The organism is Sediminibacillus terrae, from assembly GCF_009602435.1.
GTDB classification, from domain to species: domain Bacteria; phylum Bacillota; class Bacilli; order Bacillales; family Amphibacillaceae; genus Sediminibacillus; species Sediminibacillus terrae.
The window spans coordinates 57,163-74,396 of the sequence record NZ_VZDQ01000023.1 but is presented as its reverse complement, the minus strand read 5'-3'; the positions used below and the strand labels follow the sequence as shown (position 1 = coordinate 74,396).

17 protein-coding genes are annotated in these 17,234 nt (G+C 43.5%); 3 read left to right on the top strand and 14 right to left on the bottom strand.

What is annotated here, in order from left to right; genetic code table 11:
- Positions 1-2: 2 nt before the first annotated feature.
- Positions 3-1,637: a sensor histidine kinase gene (locus F6X55_RS09485; protein ID WP_153462914.1), complete on the bottom strand. Its 1,635-nt coding sequence runs from the start codon at positions 1,635-1,637 to the stop codon at positions 3-5.
- A 238-nt stretch (positions 1,638-1,875) separates the two neighbouring features.
- Here F6X55_RS09485 and F6X55_RS09480 point away from each other — a divergent pair, with 238 nt between their 5' ends.
- From F6X55_RS09480 to F6X55_RS09470, 3 genes are all read left to right on the top strand, one after another.
- Positions 1,876-3,159, top strand: coding sequence for an ABC transporter substrate-binding protein (locus F6X55_RS09480; protein ID WP_153462912.1), 1,284 nt, complete (start codon positions 1,876-1,878; stop codon positions 3,157-3,159).
- A gap of 218 nt (positions 3,160-3,377) precedes the next feature.
- On the top strand, positions 3,378-4,280 hold the full coding sequence (locus F6X55_RS09475; protein ID WP_026572047.1) for a carbohydrate ABC transporter permease: 903 nt from the start codon (positions 3,378-3,380) through the stop codon (positions 4,278-4,280).
- A complete protein-coding gene (locus F6X55_RS09470; RefSeq protein ID WP_202616127.1) occupies positions 4,277-5,131 on the top strand; it encodes a carbohydrate ABC transporter permease in 855 nt (284 codons plus the stop codon). The genes F6X55_RS09475 and F6X55_RS09470 overlap by 4 nt, the downstream gene beginning before the upstream one ends.
- Before the next feature lie 196 nt (positions 5,132-5,327).
- On the opposite strand, the gene F6X55_RS09465 is transcribed toward F6X55_RS09470, so the two are convergent.
- The 13 genes from F6X55_RS09465 to F6X55_RS09405 form a co-directional block, all read right to left on the bottom strand.
- On the bottom strand, positions 5,328-5,510 hold the full coding sequence (locus F6X55_RS09465) for a hypothetical protein (RefSeq protein ID WP_202616126.1): 183 nt from the start codon (positions 5,508-5,510) through the stop codon (positions 5,328-5,330).
- A 97-nt stretch (positions 5,511-5,607) separates the two neighbouring features.
- A complete protein-coding gene (locus tag F6X55_RS09460) occupies positions 5,608-6,336 on the bottom strand; it encodes an SIS domain-containing protein (RefSeq protein ID WP_153462908.1) in 729 nt (242 codons plus the stop codon).
- A 10-nt stretch (positions 6,337-6,346) separates the two neighbouring features.
- The gene (locus F6X55_RS09455; RefSeq protein ID WP_026572042.1) at positions 6,347-7,084 is read right to left on the bottom strand and encodes a creatininase family protein; all 738 of its coding nucleotides are present in this window, start codon (positions 7,082-7,084) and stop codon (positions 6,347-6,349) included.
- 15 nt (positions 7,085-7,099) lie between these two features.
- Positions 7,100-8,092, bottom strand: coding sequence for a phosphotriesterase family protein (locus F6X55_RS09450; RefSeq protein ID WP_153462906.1), 993 nt, complete (start codon positions 8,090-8,092; stop codon positions 7,100-7,102).
- Positions 8,093-8,158: 66 nt separating this feature from the next.
- The gene (locus F6X55_RS09445) at positions 8,159-9,454 is read right to left on the bottom strand and encodes a PTS ascorbate transporter subunit IIC (protein ID WP_153462904.1); all 1,296 of its coding nucleotides are present in this window, start codon (positions 9,452-9,454) and stop codon (positions 8,159-8,161) included.
- A gap of 44 nt (positions 9,455-9,498) precedes the next feature.
- Positions 9,499-9,771: a PTS sugar transporter subunit IIB gene (locus F6X55_RS09440; protein WP_026572039.1), complete on the bottom strand. Its 273-nt coding sequence runs from the start codon at positions 9,769-9,771 to the stop codon at positions 9,499-9,501.
- Positions 9,771-10,217 carry a PTS sugar transporter subunit IIA gene (locus tag F6X55_RS09435; RefSeq protein WP_026572038.1) on the bottom strand — a complete coding sequence of 149 codons (447 nt, stop codon included), beginning with the start codon at positions 10,215-10,217 and terminating at the stop codon, positions 9,771-9,773. Before F6X55_RS09435 ends, F6X55_RS09440 begins: the two co-directional genes overlap by 1 nt.
- A gap of 11 nt (positions 10,218-10,228) precedes the next feature.
- Positions 10,229-11,827, bottom strand: coding sequence for a BglG family transcription antiterminator (locus F6X55_RS09430; RefSeq protein ID WP_153462902.1), 1,599 nt, complete (start codon positions 11,825-11,827; stop codon positions 10,229-10,231).
- 2 nt (positions 11,828-11,829) lie between these two features.
- Positions 11,830-12,330, bottom strand: coding sequence for an HTH domain-containing protein (locus F6X55_RS09425; protein WP_153462900.1), 501 nt, complete (start codon positions 12,328-12,330; stop codon positions 11,830-11,832).
- A gap of 421 nt (positions 12,331-12,751) precedes the next feature.
- Positions 12,752-13,228: a CarD family transcriptional regulator gene (locus F6X55_RS09420; protein WP_153462898.1), complete on the bottom strand. Its 477-nt coding sequence runs from the start codon at positions 13,226-13,228 to the stop codon at positions 12,752-12,754.
- 597 nt (positions 13,229-13,825) lie between these two features.
- Positions 13,826-14,266, bottom strand: coding sequence for an N-acetyltransferase (locus tag F6X55_RS09415; RefSeq protein WP_153462896.1), 441 nt, complete (start codon positions 14,264-14,266; stop codon positions 13,826-13,828).
- A gap of 192 nt (positions 14,267-14,458) precedes the next feature.
- A complete protein-coding gene (locus tag F6X55_RS09410; RefSeq protein WP_153462894.1) occupies positions 14,459-16,102 on the bottom strand; it encodes a hypothetical protein in 1,644 nt (547 codons plus the stop codon).
- Positions 16,102-16,851, bottom strand: coding sequence for an ABC transporter ATP-binding protein (locus F6X55_RS09405; protein WP_051382228.1), 750 nt, complete (start codon positions 16,849-16,851; stop codon positions 16,102-16,104). Before F6X55_RS09405 ends, F6X55_RS09410 begins: the two co-directional genes overlap by 1 nt.
- Between the last annotated feature and the right edge of the window lie 383 nt (positions 16,852-17,234).

The following is a 17,234-nucleotide window of genomic DNA, read 5'->3' as shown; positions in this document are numbered from 1 at the left end:
TTTCATCCCCCTATTCTTTTGTTATGTTCCTGTATTTCCTTTGGAAGGATCACCGTAAATACCGTTCCGTTACCAGGACTGCTGCTTACTTCAATCGCTCCATTCAATGAATAAACTTCCTCTTTCACGTTCGCTAGACCATATCCTCTATTTGTTCCTTTTTTTGAGTAACCTCGATGAAATATACGGGCTTCCATATCTTTGTCCAAACCATTTCCGTTGTCGGCTATCTCACAGATGATATCGTTACCTAAATCAGTAACAAAAAAAGAAACCTCCGGAGCAACACAACCTTTCACCGCATCAAACGCATTGTTGAGCAAATTGCCTAGTATCACAATCAAGGGGGACAAAGGAATATGTTCCGGTAGAGGCGCAAGCGAGCTCTCTTCATCCACAGTAAACCGAATCTTTTTTTCTGATGCTTTTGCGTATTTTCCCAGTAATATTGCCTGTACCTTTTCATCACGAATTTGCGAAAAGAACATTTCAGAAACCTGTTCCTGTATATTCGCTTCCCTTTGAATCAATTCGATTGCTTCTTTTGTTTTGCCTAGTTGGATGAATCCTAAAATAACATATAATTTGCCGGTAAACTCATGTGCCTGGGCACGAAGATCTTCTGAATACTGCCTGACCTCCGAGAGGGCGTCCACCATTTTTTTTATCTCGGTTTTATCCCGAAAACTTGCGACAGTCCCTGTCTTTCGGCCATTCTCTTTTATCGGTCTTGTATTGACGATAATGATTTTTTCTTTGTACTCCAGTTCCTTATTGACAATTTTAGTTGGTGACTGAATCATTGTGACCAATTCCTCGGATGGGAGAACATCAAGAATATGCTGTTCAATTACCTCCTCTCTTCGAATATCCAGCAAATCTTTGGCTGATATATTCATGGTGGTAATCATCCCATAGTGATCTGTAGCGATAATTCCTTCTTTTACAGACTGCAAGACGGCATCTCGTTCTCTGTACAGAGAGGAAATCTCAAATGGTTCCAAGCCCAATGTATCTTTGCGAATGCTTTTGGCCAACAGAAAGCTTCCGACAATGCCCAGCAGGAAAACCAATCCTGCAGCAAGGATGATTTTATAAATATCGACCAAAATCTCGCTGTAAATCACGTTCTTCGGAAAATCTACCGTAACGACGCCCTCTACCTTTTTATAATCGTGATAATCGAGCGTTACAGGTGCAACCCCCTTCAGGATACCCTCCTTCCTGCTCCCCGTCTCCATCACGTAACTGCTTCCAAAAACAACTGCTTTATATACCTCATCTCCGGAAGCGGTTACATATTCTTTTTTAGAAGCCGTTTCATCCTGGGCCATTCCGATAATTCTTCCTGAACGGTCAAATATCGTGATGGTTGATGCACCTGCTTCTTCTCTTATTTGTTCTGTCAACTGCTTCATTTCCTCCAAAGTAGCCCTCGAACGGAAGGCATCCTGAACTCCGGGCATGTAAGAAATTGTTTTGGCCGTCTGCAAGGCCAAGCTCTCAGCGTTGGATACGTCCTCCCTTGATTCCATATACCCCACCATAAAAGTAATCAGGCTAATGACGAGCAACAGAAGCGTACCGACCAAACCCAGGATTTTAGTATGAAGTGGCACGGGCCATCGAATCTTCATTTATTCCGCCCCCCTTCTATGTAAACCGGCTTTTTTAGATTATTGGTTTCCCCTATTAAATCATATTTCTTCTCACTTTCCACCCAGACTTCGGCACTAATTTACATAAACCGCGTTTTTTCTTAGAAGAAAAAGTTTGAAGGAGAAGAAGAAGGGGAACTTCTAAGTAACTTTGAGAAGTGTTCGATATATAAAACACTTCTCCTACATCGCATCATTAAAAGGGAGAGGACAACAAATGAAAAAGTGGTTGATGATTGTATGCGCCGGCTTGCTGGCTGTTCTGTCTGCCTGCAGCTCCGGAAGCGCGGATAACACGAACGCAGAAGGAAAAGTAGAGCTTGATTTTTGGACATTTTGGGGATCGGAGACAAGGCGACCGATGATCGAAAAACTGATTGAGGATTTCAACAACTCTCAGGATGAAATTGTAGTCAAACATACATATGTACCGTGGGGAGATATTTGGACGAAAAACCTGGCTGCCATCGCTGCAGGTGATCCGCCTGATGTCATCGTCAACGATATCAGAACGGTAAAAATCAGAGCCTCCAACAATCAGGTAGAAGATTTAAGCGAGTGGGTCGATGACGATTTAAAAGACAGTTTCTATCCGCATCTATGGGATGCCGTGACATATAACGACAAAGCATATGCCCTGCCTTTCACTACCGATACCAGAATGCTTTTTTATAACAAGGACGCTTTCCGTGAAGCCGGATTAGATCCAGATAAACCACCACGCACATGGGAAGAGCTCAAAGAATACTCCGACAAACTGACCGTCAAAAACGATGATGGCGGATATGAACAAGTCGGTTACTACCCGAACTGGGGAAATTTCACTACCCACGATTGGATGATAAACGCCGATAATGGAAAAGGGCTAATGGAAGGTGGAAAACCGACTATCAACACTCCCGCCAAAAAGGAAGCAATCCAATGGATGTATGATTGGAAGCAAGAACTAGGGGCGGAAGCTGTGCAAAACATGAAAGCCGAATTCGGCAATGAACAGCAGGATCCTTTCATTTCAGGTAAAGTTGCGATGTGGGCAGAAATCGGCACCTTCTATAAGCAATTACAAGAGTTCGGCGGCGACCTGGACTACGGTGTAGCGACAATGCCTGCTTATAACGAAAATACGGAACCATGGAGCACTGGCGGTGGATTTGTCATGGAAATACCGAAAGGCGCTAAAAATCCAGAGGCTTCCATGAAATTCATCAAATATCTGACAGATGTCGAAGCACAAACCTACTGGGGTGAAAATAACTTCGACAACATCGCCAACAAAAAAGCTACCGAACAAATCACAGAGAATCTTGATGGAAAAGGAGAGGAGATTTTCCACAAATCAATGGAAAGCCTGGAACATACTTATTTGTCCATCACACCGCCTGAATATCCGGAATATGAAAACCTGGTCAATCCTCTGATCGACGATGCGCTCAATGGAAAAATTTCCGTTGAAGAAGCACTTGATCAGGCTCAAAAAGATGTAGAAAATTCCAAGCAATAGCTGGAAATATCTTGAGGAAAAGCGGTTATGAACCGCTTTTCCATTCTCTTTTCCATAACAGCTCTCTGATGGGGGAAAATCCACAGACTTACTACAACACAGGTTAGGAGGCGAGGAAGTTGAGCGGAATGAAAGAACATCCAATCCAGTTGGGGACAACACAGAAGAATAAGGTACATAATGGCAAGAGTCGCGACAGGGCAATAAGAAAACCGAAAATGAGCAAATTGTCACTAAAAGAGAATATTTGGGGCTATATCTTTATCGCTCCATGGATTATCGGTTTTCTCGGACTTACACTAGGACCTTTGGTGTTTTCGTTAATAACCAGTTTCACTGATTATAACGTCACTTCCCAAATGCATTTTACAGGTTTTGACAATTACAAACGGATGTTCACGATTGACCCGTTATTTTGGACTTCCCTGTACAATACAGTCTACTTTGTCGTTTTCTCTGTTCCATTGACCACGGCAGGGGCTGTAATTGTGGCCATGCTGCTTAATCAAAAAATGAAGGGCATCAAAATATTCCGCACCATATACTACTTGCCCGCAGTTTTGTCGGGAGTTGCCGTTTATTTTTTATGGATGCAGCTGCTCAGTCCTTCTACAGGTCTGGTAAATACCGTTCTTGCCTGGTTCGGGATCGACGGGCCTGCCTGGCTGTTCGAACCGGAATGGACCAAACCGGCGCTCGTCATGATGAAAATGTGGAGTGTCGGCGGCGGCATGCTGCTTTATTTGGCAGTCATGCAAGGCGTGCCAAAAGCTATGTACGAGGCGGCAGAGTTGGATGGGGCCGGCTCGATCCGCAAGTTTTTCCATATCACCCTTCCGATGATTACCCCGATTATTTTCTTCGATATGGTGACATCGACGATCGGCGCTTTCCAAATTTTCCAGGAAGCTTATGTCATGACTGACAGTGGCGAAGGCGGACCTTCCAATTCCTTGTTATTCTATAACCTTCATATGTGGAACAACGCGTTTGAAATCTTTGATATGGGCTATGCATCGGCTATGGCTTGGGTATTGTTTGTAATTGTCATGATTCTGACCTTCCTTCATTTCAAATTGAGCAAGAAGTGGGTTTACTATGAAAGCGGGGATGAAAAGTGAGTAATTCTGTTATTGGCAGCAAGAAAAAATGGATAACCAAGAAAACGTTGATTTATTTGATTTTAATCGGCGGCAGCCTTGTCATCCTGTCGCCAGTATGGTGGATGATTGCGACTTCTTTGAAAACACCTCAGGAAATCGCCCAATATCCCCCCAGCTTCTGGCCGGATAGCTTCAAGTTCAGTAACTACCTGGAAGCATGGCAGACAGCTCCTTTCACCCGTTGGACATTGAATACCCTGCTGATTTCGGGTCTGTCGACAATAGGGAGTGTACTTGCCAATGCGTTTATCGCTTATGGATTTGCCGTGATAAAATTCAAAGGGAAAAATTTGTTGTTTGGCATCGTCATGGCAACGATGCTGATCCCCGGCTTTGTCACATTGGTTCCGCAATATATCATTTTCGCTAAAATCGGCTGGGTAAACACCTACCTGCCGCTGATCGTGCCGTCTTTCCTGGGTAGCGCATTCTTCATTTTCCTGATCAGGCAATTTATGCGCACCATCCCGAAGGATATGGTGGAAGCAGCAAAAATGGATGGCGCCAACCATTTTCAAATTTGGTGGCGGATTATCCTGCCGCAAATCAAACCGGCGTTAATTACCGTAGCCATTTTTTCCTTCAATGGTTCCTGGAATGATTTACTTGGTCCGCTGCTCTACCTTAATGATGAAAATTTGTACACCCTGCAAATTGGTCTGCAAACATTCAAAGGTACAGTCTCTACCCAGTGGAACTACTTGATGGCGATGTCGACCACCGTGTTATTGCCGATCATTCTATTGTTCTTTTATTTTCAACGGTATTTTATAGAAGGCTCGAATCTTACCGGTGGGCAGAAGTTTTAGACGGTTCAGTAGTCTACAATTGCTTTAAGTGGCGCGATTTCTACTGGAAGATAAGCGATTTTATGCAAAAGTGGAGCAATTCTATTGGAAGTAGAGCAACTATACCCAGAAAGTAAATCCATTTTACAAAAAAGTAGTGAGCTTTCCTGCATACTAGAACAAAAAGGCACCCTGTTAAAACTTCAGGGCGTCTTTTTCAATCCTTATCCAGATCCGTATCGAAAAAAGATTTTTTGGTGTCCTCTGGTTCTTCTGGCCGATCCATATTGAAATGGCGGCCCACATTTGATTTATTGATTCCGTTTTTCACCGCTGTTTCGATAACAATGTAAAGAATAAACAAAGATATTACATAGGTGATAATAGCAATGAGTCCCACACATGTTCCCTCCTGATCGTTCTGATTCAGTCCTACTATAAAACAAAATCAGAATAAAGAAAAGGCAACCGAATCTCTCCGGCTGCTTTTTCTTTATCTATAACCTTACCCGATCAGAGTACTTTTCAATCAAGTGCTGATTATGCGCATCTGCTCCTTCTATGTTACCGCTTAAAAAGACGGGCGGCTGAAAACCAGCTTCCGCCATCAGTTTAATGGCTTGCGCAAAGATTCCATTAATGATTGCGGCTCCGATTACGGTCGAACTCGGCGCAAAGCTCACCTGTACTTCCGGATGGCTAAGCAGCGCATCTCCGACCGGTGCATGATTATCGACCACGAGATCAACTGCATCAAACAAATGCATCCCGCTTGAATGTCGTGATGACTGGCTTTGTGAATATTGAATCGAGGTTATCCCGATGACAAAGGCGCCTTTTTCTTTGGCAATCCGCGCCACATCGACAGGTACCGGGTTACGTCCAGATGTAGACAACACCACCATGATATCCCCTTGGCGAATATCCTGATCTTCCATAAATTGTCCAGCATAGTCATTCTTTCTTTCCAAAGTCGAAGAACGGACCGCTCCTTCATGCAACATCAATGGTTCATGAAGAATCGGGTGCACAGGGACTAATCCGCCTGCACGATAATAAACCTCTTCCGTCAAAATATGTGAATGGCCGCAGCCAAACAAGTGGATCACTCCGTCATTTTGCAGCGAGGCAGAAATTTTTCCAGCAGCCTCGCGCAAAGCAGGAAACTCTTTTTCTTCGATAACGCGGAGCAACGCATGCACCTTCTCAAAGTAGTTCGTTAACATCCAAACCCTCCTAGTTTTGTTCTGTCTCTTGTTTAGCGGCTTCTATTAATTGAACCATGTTTTTTAATGCAATATCAATTATATAAATGCCCTTATCCTCTGTCGCCAGGGTGGCGTCCCCTAAAACAGCGGTTTCCGTGAATTCCTCCCAAGGGGTAGGTGTGACATCCGCACTCAATGGAATATCAGGAATATCATTGATCGCCTTCTCCATTTCCACCAACTCCGGCGCAAGATACAGCATATAGGAAGTCTCTATTTCACAGGCATGAAAATAGGTGGCATGGGTAGATGGCGTTTCCCTCACTTCTTCTGCCGCCTTATTCATGCCAGGATAAAATAAATACAGCACTTTCATTTTCGGACATGTTTCATACAATTCACGCGCAGCTTCCTTCAAAGCTGTTCCATTGCCCAAATGCCCGTTCACCATGGCGAATACTTCGATACCCTGGCGATAAAGACTCTCGCCGATATCGACAATATAACTGATCAGGGAACGATTGCTGACGGTGATGCTTCCAGGAAAATGCCGCAAGCTCCATACCTGTCCGTAGGGCAACGTCGGCAATACCAAACCATCGACCATTTCAGCAAGCTTGTCCGACAACCGTTCAGCCAGGAAGTTATCTGTACCGAGGGGCAAATGCGGACCGTGTGCTTCCACTGCTCCCACAGGAAGAATTGCGACTTTGGAACGCTGGATTTCTTCTTTAATATTATAGGAGTTTTGATATTGAAACTTCACAACAGCACCCCTTCTCTATTTTTTGAAAGTAAAACACCGGGCCGGATTTTCCACGAAAAATTTAGTTATCAGTTTCTCCCCGTCAAACCCGAGACTGTCTGCCTCTGCTTTGAAGCGGGGAACCCACTTGGCAATGATGTTTTCCAGCCCGAGTCCGTAATCATAGTGTTTATAATAAGACTTTCTGGCAGTGTCTCCACTGACTAAAATTTGGTCCTCATAGCCTTTGCGCACCAGCTCCAAAATACAGTGAATCCGGGTGCTTTCTGGTGCATACTTAATTTTGGAAATACCATCAAACGAAAGAAAAGCGCCAGTTTTCGCCACTTGTTCGTGATAGAAAGGATCCGGATTTCGATCCATATGCCCGAAACTGACATGCTCCAGGTTGATCCCTTCTTCCTTTAGCAGCTCGATTTGTTCCAGTACCATCGTGCCGGCTTCTGTATGCGTATGAATCGGGGCTTTCGTTTCATGATGTGCCCTCGCAACCGCCCGCAGCGTTTTTTCCTCTAATGGAGTGATCCGGTTATAACCCGTTCCAAACTTCACCTGCCCGCCTCTCCACTTTGTTCCTTCCAACCCTTGTTCTACTTCCTGAATGACGAAATCTGCAAGCTGGTTGGCCGTTTTATCTTCAATCCATTGGCGATATGTTTCGTAGTCACCGACAATTTTTTTTACGTTGTCCCGCATCGGCGCATCCCACAAAAAGCTTTTGTTAAAACCGGCTGTTCCGATGATGGTGATCCCGGTCTCTTCGGATATTTGCTGAACGGCGGCCACGTCCCTGCCATAATCCACAGCGGTGGCATCGACAATCGTTCGGCCGCCGTGCCTTTTAAAATCCAGCACATCTAATTGCGATTTTTCCTTGTCGTCCAACAAAAGATCATAAGCCCCCTGTTCCACCCAATAAGGCGGACGGCAGACAATGTGCTCATGTGAATAGGTGAAACCCAATTTGTCAGGGGAAACATCCCCCGCGAAGGTGCGTACAAAACTCATTTTATCCCCTCCAGAGTAAGTGGAAAAAGGGCAAAACTGCTGCCCTTTTCCTCCTTTGTATTTTCATTAGAACAATAATTGCGCAAGAAACCGGATGATCGGGCCGAGGATGAACATGTCAGAATCGGCAGCCCACATGGCTGTATCCGGTATCGTATCTGCCAAAAGCATTTTCACCGTGATATATTGTCCCCAGGCAACGACCGTGGAGGTGATGAATCCGGCAATCAACGCACCGCGTACACCACCAGTGACATTACCAAACACACCTGCTGTCGCTGAATGGAAAAACAAGACAATCATGGTAGGGACAAAAATATACCCCACTGTGTTTCCAAGTATGAACAACCATAGCAAAGCGCCGACGAATGAACCTAAGAATCCGAGAATTACGGCGTTCGGCACATAGGGGAAGACGACCGGACTGTCCAGTGCAGGTTTGGCCCCCGGCACAATTCTTGTCGCAATCCCTTTGAAGGCTGGAACCATTTCCCCGATAAACATACGGACCCCCATTAAAACAACTGCGATACCGGCAGTGAATGTAAACGACTGGATGATCGCATAGATGACGAAATTTTGACTGCCCGCACTTGCCACAAGCTCTTCTGCGCCCGGCGTGTCTTTAAAGGAAATAATGACCGCACCGACCAGGAACAGCAGACCCATGGTCAAGGCTGTGATGACGTTAGAATCGCGAAGGAATTCCAACCCTTTTGGAAGTTTGATTTTTTCCGAATCATTGTCTTTGTTACCGAGCACCTTTCCTGCCAGTGCTCCAAGCAAAGCAACAGACGCTGACGTATGACCCAGAGCGATGTTGTCGTTCCCCGTGATTTTTCTCATGAATGGCTGTGTCAAAGCAGGCTGTACCGTCCAATAAATCCCCATGATGACAGCAAGGAAAATAACCAGTTTACCAAAGGAAACATCCCCGACTGCATGCACGACAATCCCGGCAAAAATGGTCGTCGTCCAAAACATCATATGACCGGTTAAATAAATGTATTTTAATTTTGTAAACCTGGCCAGCAAAACGTTGATCAAAAAACCAATCGTCATGGCCAGCGTGACTGCGCTTCCATATTCGGCGTTAAAGGCATTCTGGCCCATAAATTCGCCAAGTGGCTGCTCCGATAGATTGAAAACCTCTTTCCATAATGGTTCAAATACCGTCAGGGCGCTGACAATGATGTCCGAACCAGCACTGATGATCAAAAAACCGATGATTGCTTTAAATGTACCACTGACTCGCTGACTTGCGGTCTTATCCTGCAACAGTAAACCGACCAGTACGATAAAACCTAATAAAATCGCAGGTGTTCCAAAGACATTGTCGGCTATCCAATAAATGACTTCCACTTTGTTTCCCCCTTCGTCTGCTTTCTATATTGTTTCGACAATCTTTATGCCTTGGCTATATGTTCGTCAATCGCCTGGTTGATCTCATCCATATCAAAATAGTTGTTGACGATGATCACCTTGGCGCTATGTCCCTCCAATCCTTCTGCCAGTTCGTTGCTTGTGATAATATAATCGGCACTCATGCTTGATGCCGAAGATACATCGGTATGCTCGACATCAGCCCGGATTCCTTTCTCGCTGAGTGCCTGCTCCACATTCATCTTCAAAATCAAACTGGTTCCCTGTCCTAGTCCACAAACCGATAGTACTTTAATCATTTGCTTTCCCCCGTTTCAATGATTGTTTTAATATCGCGGTAACTTGCTGCCGTTCTCAACTGATTAACGTTTTCTTCCTTGTTGAGAAGCATCGTCAGCTTCTTTAATAAATCAACATGTTCTTCACTTGATGAAGCCCCAAGTCCGAAAATCAATTGGACAGGGTCATTGGATGAATGCCCGAACGTGACAGGATCCTTCAATTGCAACAGGGAAACAGATGCTTCCTTCACCCCGTCTTCCGGTCTTGCATGGGGAATGGCTATGTGTGGCGCGAGGACGAAATATGGTCCATTGTCTTGAAAAGACTGTACCATCGCCTCGATATACACATCCTCCACCGCCTCCGCGTCTGCCAGTAAAACGCCCGCCTGTTTGATGGCATCCTCCGCATCAGCAGCTTTTGCTCCGACTTTGACTAATCCCTCTTCTAAAAACTTCATGATCAAACTCCTTATCTTGATGAATAGGTTGTAATGATTTTGCAGATTTGCTCCTTGTTTTTTGCATCCAGTATTGCACGTTTGTCATGGGAAAACATTTTGGTTAGCTGAGCCAAAGCTTTTAAGTGCTTTTCGTTATTTTCCGGAGCCAAAACCATGAAGATTCTGACTTTTTTGCCCAGCATTTCTACTGGTTCCTGCAAATGCAACAAGCTGATTCCCAATTGATTCACACCATCTTCCGCACGACCATGCGGCATCGCAACCAAGGGAGAAATCACGACATACGGACCTTGCTCCTCGATATTGTCGACCATCGATTCGATATAATCTTCCGTGATGCATCCTTTTTCCAAAAGAGGTCTGGCTGCCAGCTCTACCGCTTGCTGCCAGCTACCCGCGTTAGCTGCAAACAGAATGTTGTCCTCGTTCGCTAACTCTTTCAATGCAGGCTTCAATCTGGCTTCTGATGTCACTGCGGGATGGTAAAGATACTTTCTCAATTCCTGCTGTAGCTCTCCTTCTTCCTTCACATCTGCATAACGTCTCACAATGTCCATAATAGTATCGACCGAGTATGGTTGATAACCATTATTTTCTGTGAACAACGCATTTACCTGCTTCAACAGTTTTTCCTTGTCATGGTTATCAAGCAACGGATTGACTAAACAGACGGGAATTCCCCGATCCGGCAAAGGAACCGTCGAGACGATGAAATCGACCGCTAGTTCCATCTCGCGATACTCACGCAAAGAAGCAATCCCGGTGATAACGACTTCAGAAAACAATCCTTCGAGCTGGCTCTTCAGTAAACGGGAAGTACCGAGTCCATTAGTACAAACAATCAACATTTTTCGGCGTGTCTGGATGGACAGTCCTTCTTTATGCAGCCATCCACTAAAATGGATTGCAATATAGGCTATCTCGCTTTGATTGATTTTTTTCCCGACAAAACGCTCAAAATGATGGACCACTTTTTTGGTCAATTGATAGATTTCCGGGAAATTGTCTTCCACAGAGTCATAGGGCAACTCTCCCATATCAATGCCATACTTGATTCGGTAGTATGCTGGTTTTAAGTGTAAAAGCAAGTTGGTTTCCATTCCTGCCCGATCTGTAAAAGAAACCACTGCAACCAACTGAAAATCTTCGATCATCTGTTTGACTACTTCCCGCAATCCGATAATTTCCCCGTTTTCATCCTCGAAGCTTGGATGATAATTCACTTTGGAACCCAATAAATGCTTGGCAAGGTAATACCCTTCTGTTGCCGGTATTTCTTCCTGCCATCTACTTTCCACTTCGGTGATAAAATCTTTTGCTGCGTTAAATTCTCCAGTTTGTTCAATGACATTCTGTTCAACCGGATCAATATCTGCATACTGCTTTTGCTTGACTCGCTGCAAAAACAAGTAAAAACGAATGACAAGAATGTTGAGGACATCATCCGTAAACTGAATGCCCAAACGCTGCTCACAGCGGCTCAATTCGCGATAAATCCTTTTTAATTCAGATTGGTTGAAAATCACATAGTTGCTGTCCTCTTCTTTATCCGCTTCAAAAGCCTGCTCATGAATCAAAGAGTACCAGCCGTGTTGCGGTTTGATCATGTCTATATAGTTGACCAGCGCTCTCCTGATGTCTGTCTCCTTGCCGACAACCTGATATCCAAGTTTTCTCGGGAAGTAAGCTCCAATCGATAGCTGGCGAGTTCTTCCCGCAAACCTTTCAAATCCTCCAGGACTGTGTTCCTGCTAACCCTGGTAATCGCTATCAAATCTTTCAGGAACAGATGCTTTGCACTGGCCAGAAAGTAAGTGACCAGCCATGCTTTTCTTTCTTCAGGGGACAGTTCGTAATAATAAACCGGGAACACGAGCAGCCTGCTCCTGATTTCCTGTTTCGCCTGCTTTTCCAAGTATAACCCTGCTGCTCTGACTTGCTGTATTTCACTTATCCTGTTTTCCTTCAGCCAAAAGTTGATCTTATCCAGGTCGTTATAGACCGTCCTTCTTGAAACATTAAATTGCTCGGCTAGTTTTTCGACAGGAATATATAGCTCACTATGAACAATTTGAGTTAACATGGCAGTACTGCGCTTATCCAAACTCATTGTTTTCCCCCCTTGGGCAAAACTTTTTATCGGCCTTAATTTAACTATATGCCAAGCCCGCCGGAATCAAAAGACCAAATCATTCACAGACTTTTGTGCAAAAACAAATGGTTCAAATTCCCAACCCAAAAAAACTCGCCGAGTGGCGAGCCATACATTGTTGCACTATTGTCACAGAGATCTTCTTTTTACCAAAAACAAAATACATGACTATCTTATCGGGTTATTTGATGAAACTTCAAACGTTCGCAAAAAGAAATTCAACTAATAAAAATGGATTGGATTGATGAAATAACAAGGAGTTCATGCTCTAAAAGTGGGTTGACGAAGTATGTCTTTGAAATGATTCATTTCAAATAATCATGCTCCCAAAAAATCCAGGACGTTTTCGGTAGTGTTAAAAGATTACTTATCTGTAACCTTAACAAAAACTCTTTATTTGATTTTCCGTGATCCCTTTAATTAATCTCAGTTCACTAATTAAAAATCCATGTGCGTTATCCAGCATTTTTTTCTCACTTGTATTAAGTGCCTTCTCTTTCTTTATACGCAATAAATCACGTACAACTTCCGCACCTTCTTGTATGTTGCCTGTTTTTATTTTGTCTGTGTTGACTTTATACCTTTGTTTCCAGGGTAGTAATTTTTCCGATTCTCCATACTGAAAAATGTGTATGATGTGTTTTAATGCAATTATGTCAGTAACCGGCCGTATACTCGAACTCAATATTTTACCCGTAGGAATCATGACTTGCATATTACTGATTAACATTTTTATGACGTAATATTGTTGTTTTTTCCCTAAGATTTCCTTTTCTTCTATGGCTTTAATTATACCTGCTCCATGCATTGGATAAACAATGCTATCGCCAATTTCAAACAAATCGTCCACCTCCATATATGGTAACCTTCTTCAGTTTAACACATATATGTTTTTTATCAAAATTTCCATGATATCATAATTTATTTTTTATAGTCAACTACTTTTTTCTTTCCTCTTCTTTGACCATGGGGGTCCTTTATTATTTGGAAATTGGACTATCGCATAAAAAGGATAAAGAAGTACTCCTGGCTTCCATGCGGCTTCGCTTTCTATCCGTAATGACAATAACGAAAAACACACCCAAAGAGAAGGTATCTCCATCTAACGGAGGCAAGGTATGCAGACTCCAGCGGGAAGAGCGCAGACTGAAGATCCACATGACAAAGCGGTATCCTTTGCCAAGTTAGCTGAAGCAGTGCCCGCGGAAAGCGAAGTACCTTGCCGGAGTGGAAAGTTGCATTTTTCATAGGATTGAACGTTTGCTTTTACTACACAGAGGGTGGAATTAAGACCCGAGAGGATAGGCGCTGGAGCTGGCCGTGGCTGTTTCTGCCAATATTTTTCCACAGACAGTTAAATTTGTCATTTTCTATACAAAAATAAAGCGCCATCCCTTATTAAAGGATAACGCCCGATTATGAAAATCGTTTGTTTGTATAAATAACCGCACTCTCAACGACCCTTACTCTTTTCCCATTCCATCAAAAATTCTTCCTCAGAAGTCTCTTCATCTACTGTTTCTTCTTTTATTTCAAAGCCATTTTTTAAATAGAAATCAACGGCTTTTTTATTTTTCTTGTACACCTTCAATTGTATATTTTCCCTTTTCGTTTTTATAAAATCCAATAATCCCTTTCCATATCCCTCACCCTGATGCTTGACATCGATAAATAACGCAGCTAAATAATTATCCATCATGGATACGAAACCGACAACAGCTTTCTCGTTACTTACAACATAGGTTTCAGACATCGGGATATACTTTTCTGCCATCTCCCTTTGCTGTGAGGTCCAATAATTCTTATCAATAAAATCGTGTGCTATTAAAGAACCTTTATACCATATCTCTACTAATCTATCGACTTCTGTATTCTCGTTTGGTCTAATATTCACCTTGCCACCCCCAGAAATGTTTCACTGCTTTTTATCCAATTGAACAGCCCAATTTTGATGTTATCTAACAATCAATACTGATCCCCCGATACGCCCTCTCTGTTTTGTAGATCATCCAAGTGACAGGGACTGCGTTTATGGGCAAAAGAGATAGTTAAATCATCCGTCTTTAAACCCCTTATCCAATATTCCTCAACTCTGGCCAGCCTGCGCCTTCTTTTCTTTTATAGAGAAAACAAGTTTCCAACTGATCATAGCGGCAATAATTACTAGTACCAGATAACCAAGCACTCCGTAAGGCAACAGGGTGGCCAGGTAATGAATCCCTCCAAACAGGCCGACGATGATCATTAAAATGATATTTTTGGCGGTGTCCATATCGGAAGCAAATTCAAAGGACCGGGAAAAAGGATATGTCTGATTGTTTAATAGTTTATAAGATAACAAGGCATGCAGTACGCCTGTCACTAAAATCACAAGCAAATCCGGTACAATCCGGAACGAAAACATGGACAAAAAGAAAACACTAAGGACGAGCATGAGCGGTAAATAAAGTTTGGTCAAAAAAGCTTTTAAAGCCGCCCGGTAGAAAATGGATTCATCACGCATCGGTGTTGCCCTGAAGATCCATGCCCCCTTATAATTGCTGGAAAACTTGAGCATGTGAACGACAGCGGGAATCATGATGTTTCCAAAATAAATGGTCAGGAAATACTTGCTTCCCGGCAACCCGCCGAACCCATTCCTGCTTATTTCGTTGAACAAAAAAATAAACGGAAACACAAAAGCAAATCCAAGCGAAGGATAAACTTTCAACTTAAACTCTCGCTCCTGCTTCATCATCAGCGCTGAAAAACGGTAGAATGTCCGCTCTTCCTTGCTCTTACAAACGATTTTAGCAAAGAAGCGATCGACTCGATGCGCCCTTCGCTTGTTGTCCCCACTATATTGCAGCAGCTTTTGCAAATTTTGTTCAAATGACGGGACGAATCTGCTGTAGATAATAATGGCCACAATCGGCACCACGACGGACAGGATGGAATAGGCAACAATGTAGCCCGCAGGATTGCCGTTCAATATCCATTCGAATGGCGCACTATACCAAATCGGCGGAAGCAGTAGATGCCACCATTGAAAGGTAAACTCGATGTTCAAACCGGAAAAATCGAATACCCGCACCAACACCTGGTAACCCGCTACGATACCGACCGAAAGCAGGATCTGGACATAATTGATGACATCTTTCAGGCGTTCCCCATCGAAAAATCGCAAAATAAATATGTAAATGAGTGCCGTCAACACAACAATCAGCATGCCAGTCAACAAAATTTCAATTAAAAATATAACAGTAAACAGAACTCCGTTGACAAACAAACCGACAAGCAGCGGGACTACGGCAAAGGCACCGGTCACCTGGGTCATATAGATGCAGACGTGAACCACCTTGGCCATACTTACTGTCCGCTGGTTGACAGGTTTTGTATTGAGAATGTTTTTGTCTCTTACATCAAGCAGGACTGCAGAGAAATCGGCGATCATCGTTGTCATGAGAATAAACATCATCATGGAGAAAACGAGACTCATCTGAAACAGATAGTAATCACCAAATACAATGAACGGTATGAGGATCAATCCATAAAAAGCGTAAAGGCCGAGCGATTTGATGAATTGATTGCCTTCCTTGGTTTTCGACTGTTCAAAGATTGTCGGAACACGCCGCTGGTCCATCGTCAGTTTCACCTGCAAAATCCGCCGCATTACCGGATAATCAACACCCAGCATGGCAAACAAACGCCGGAAATAATCCAGCATCCGCAAGGAAAAGAAATTTTTCATCAGCTTCCACCTTCCCGGACGATCGACACAAACGATTCAGCAATTTCACGGTGTTCGTTAAAGCCTGTCAGTTGGTTGAAGATTTCTTCCAATGTCCCTTCCTCATTTTTTGCCTGCAATTCAGCAAAGGTCCCATCGGCAACGATTTTGCCGTCTGCCAACAGAACGATCCGGCTGCTGATTTTTTCCACGACTTCCATGATATGAGACGAATAAAAGATCGTTTTCCCTTCTGCAGCAAGCTGGGCAAGGATTTCTTTGATAATCATGACGCTGTTTGCATCCAACCCGCTAAGCGGTTCGTCGAGGAACAGCAAATCAGGGTCATGCAGTAAACTGGAGATGATCAGTACTTTTTGTCTCATCCCCTTGGAAAAAGACGAGATTTTCGTGTGGAATACACCGCGCATCTCAAATTTGTCTAGCAGAAGCAAGGCTTTTCGTTCCGCTTCGTCGGCATCCATCCCATACATTTCGCCCGTGAATGTAAGGTATTCGCAGGCAGTCAAGTTGTCATAAATCTCGGCGTTCTCCGGGACATAACCGATCTTCCGCTTATAGGAAGGATCTCCATTTGCGATGTCCTGTCCGAAAACTTCCACCGTTCCGTTATAGCCGTCCAAAAGTCCGAGCATGATTTTCACTGTGGTGCTTTTCCCCGCACCATTCGGTCCTATGTATCCGATGATTTGGCCGGGATACACATCCAAATCGATCCATTTGAGTACCGGATCCCCACCATAACTCATCGATAAATTATTCAGGGAAAGGATTTTTTCATCCTGATTTACCACCTTTTCATCACCTTCTTCATTAGTATGTACTCTTACCTTAACATAATTTTCCTTTCTGTGAGGTAGTGATTTTCAAGAGAAAAAGTGTAAGTATCTTGCCATGACTGCACTTAATAAAAACCAAACCATAGAAGGACAGAAAGCAGGAAAGAGCCAACATTAAAAGAATAGTAAATGCTTTTGGCCTTGGTGTTAGATGCGGGCTTCGTATCGCTGCGGCAAGATTTTCATGTTCTGAATTCCAGTGATCAAGACAGCATGAATATAATATTCTCTTCTATTGGCTGGGAGGCTATTTACAAAGTAATATAAACAGCGGTGACAGACTTTTTTTGACG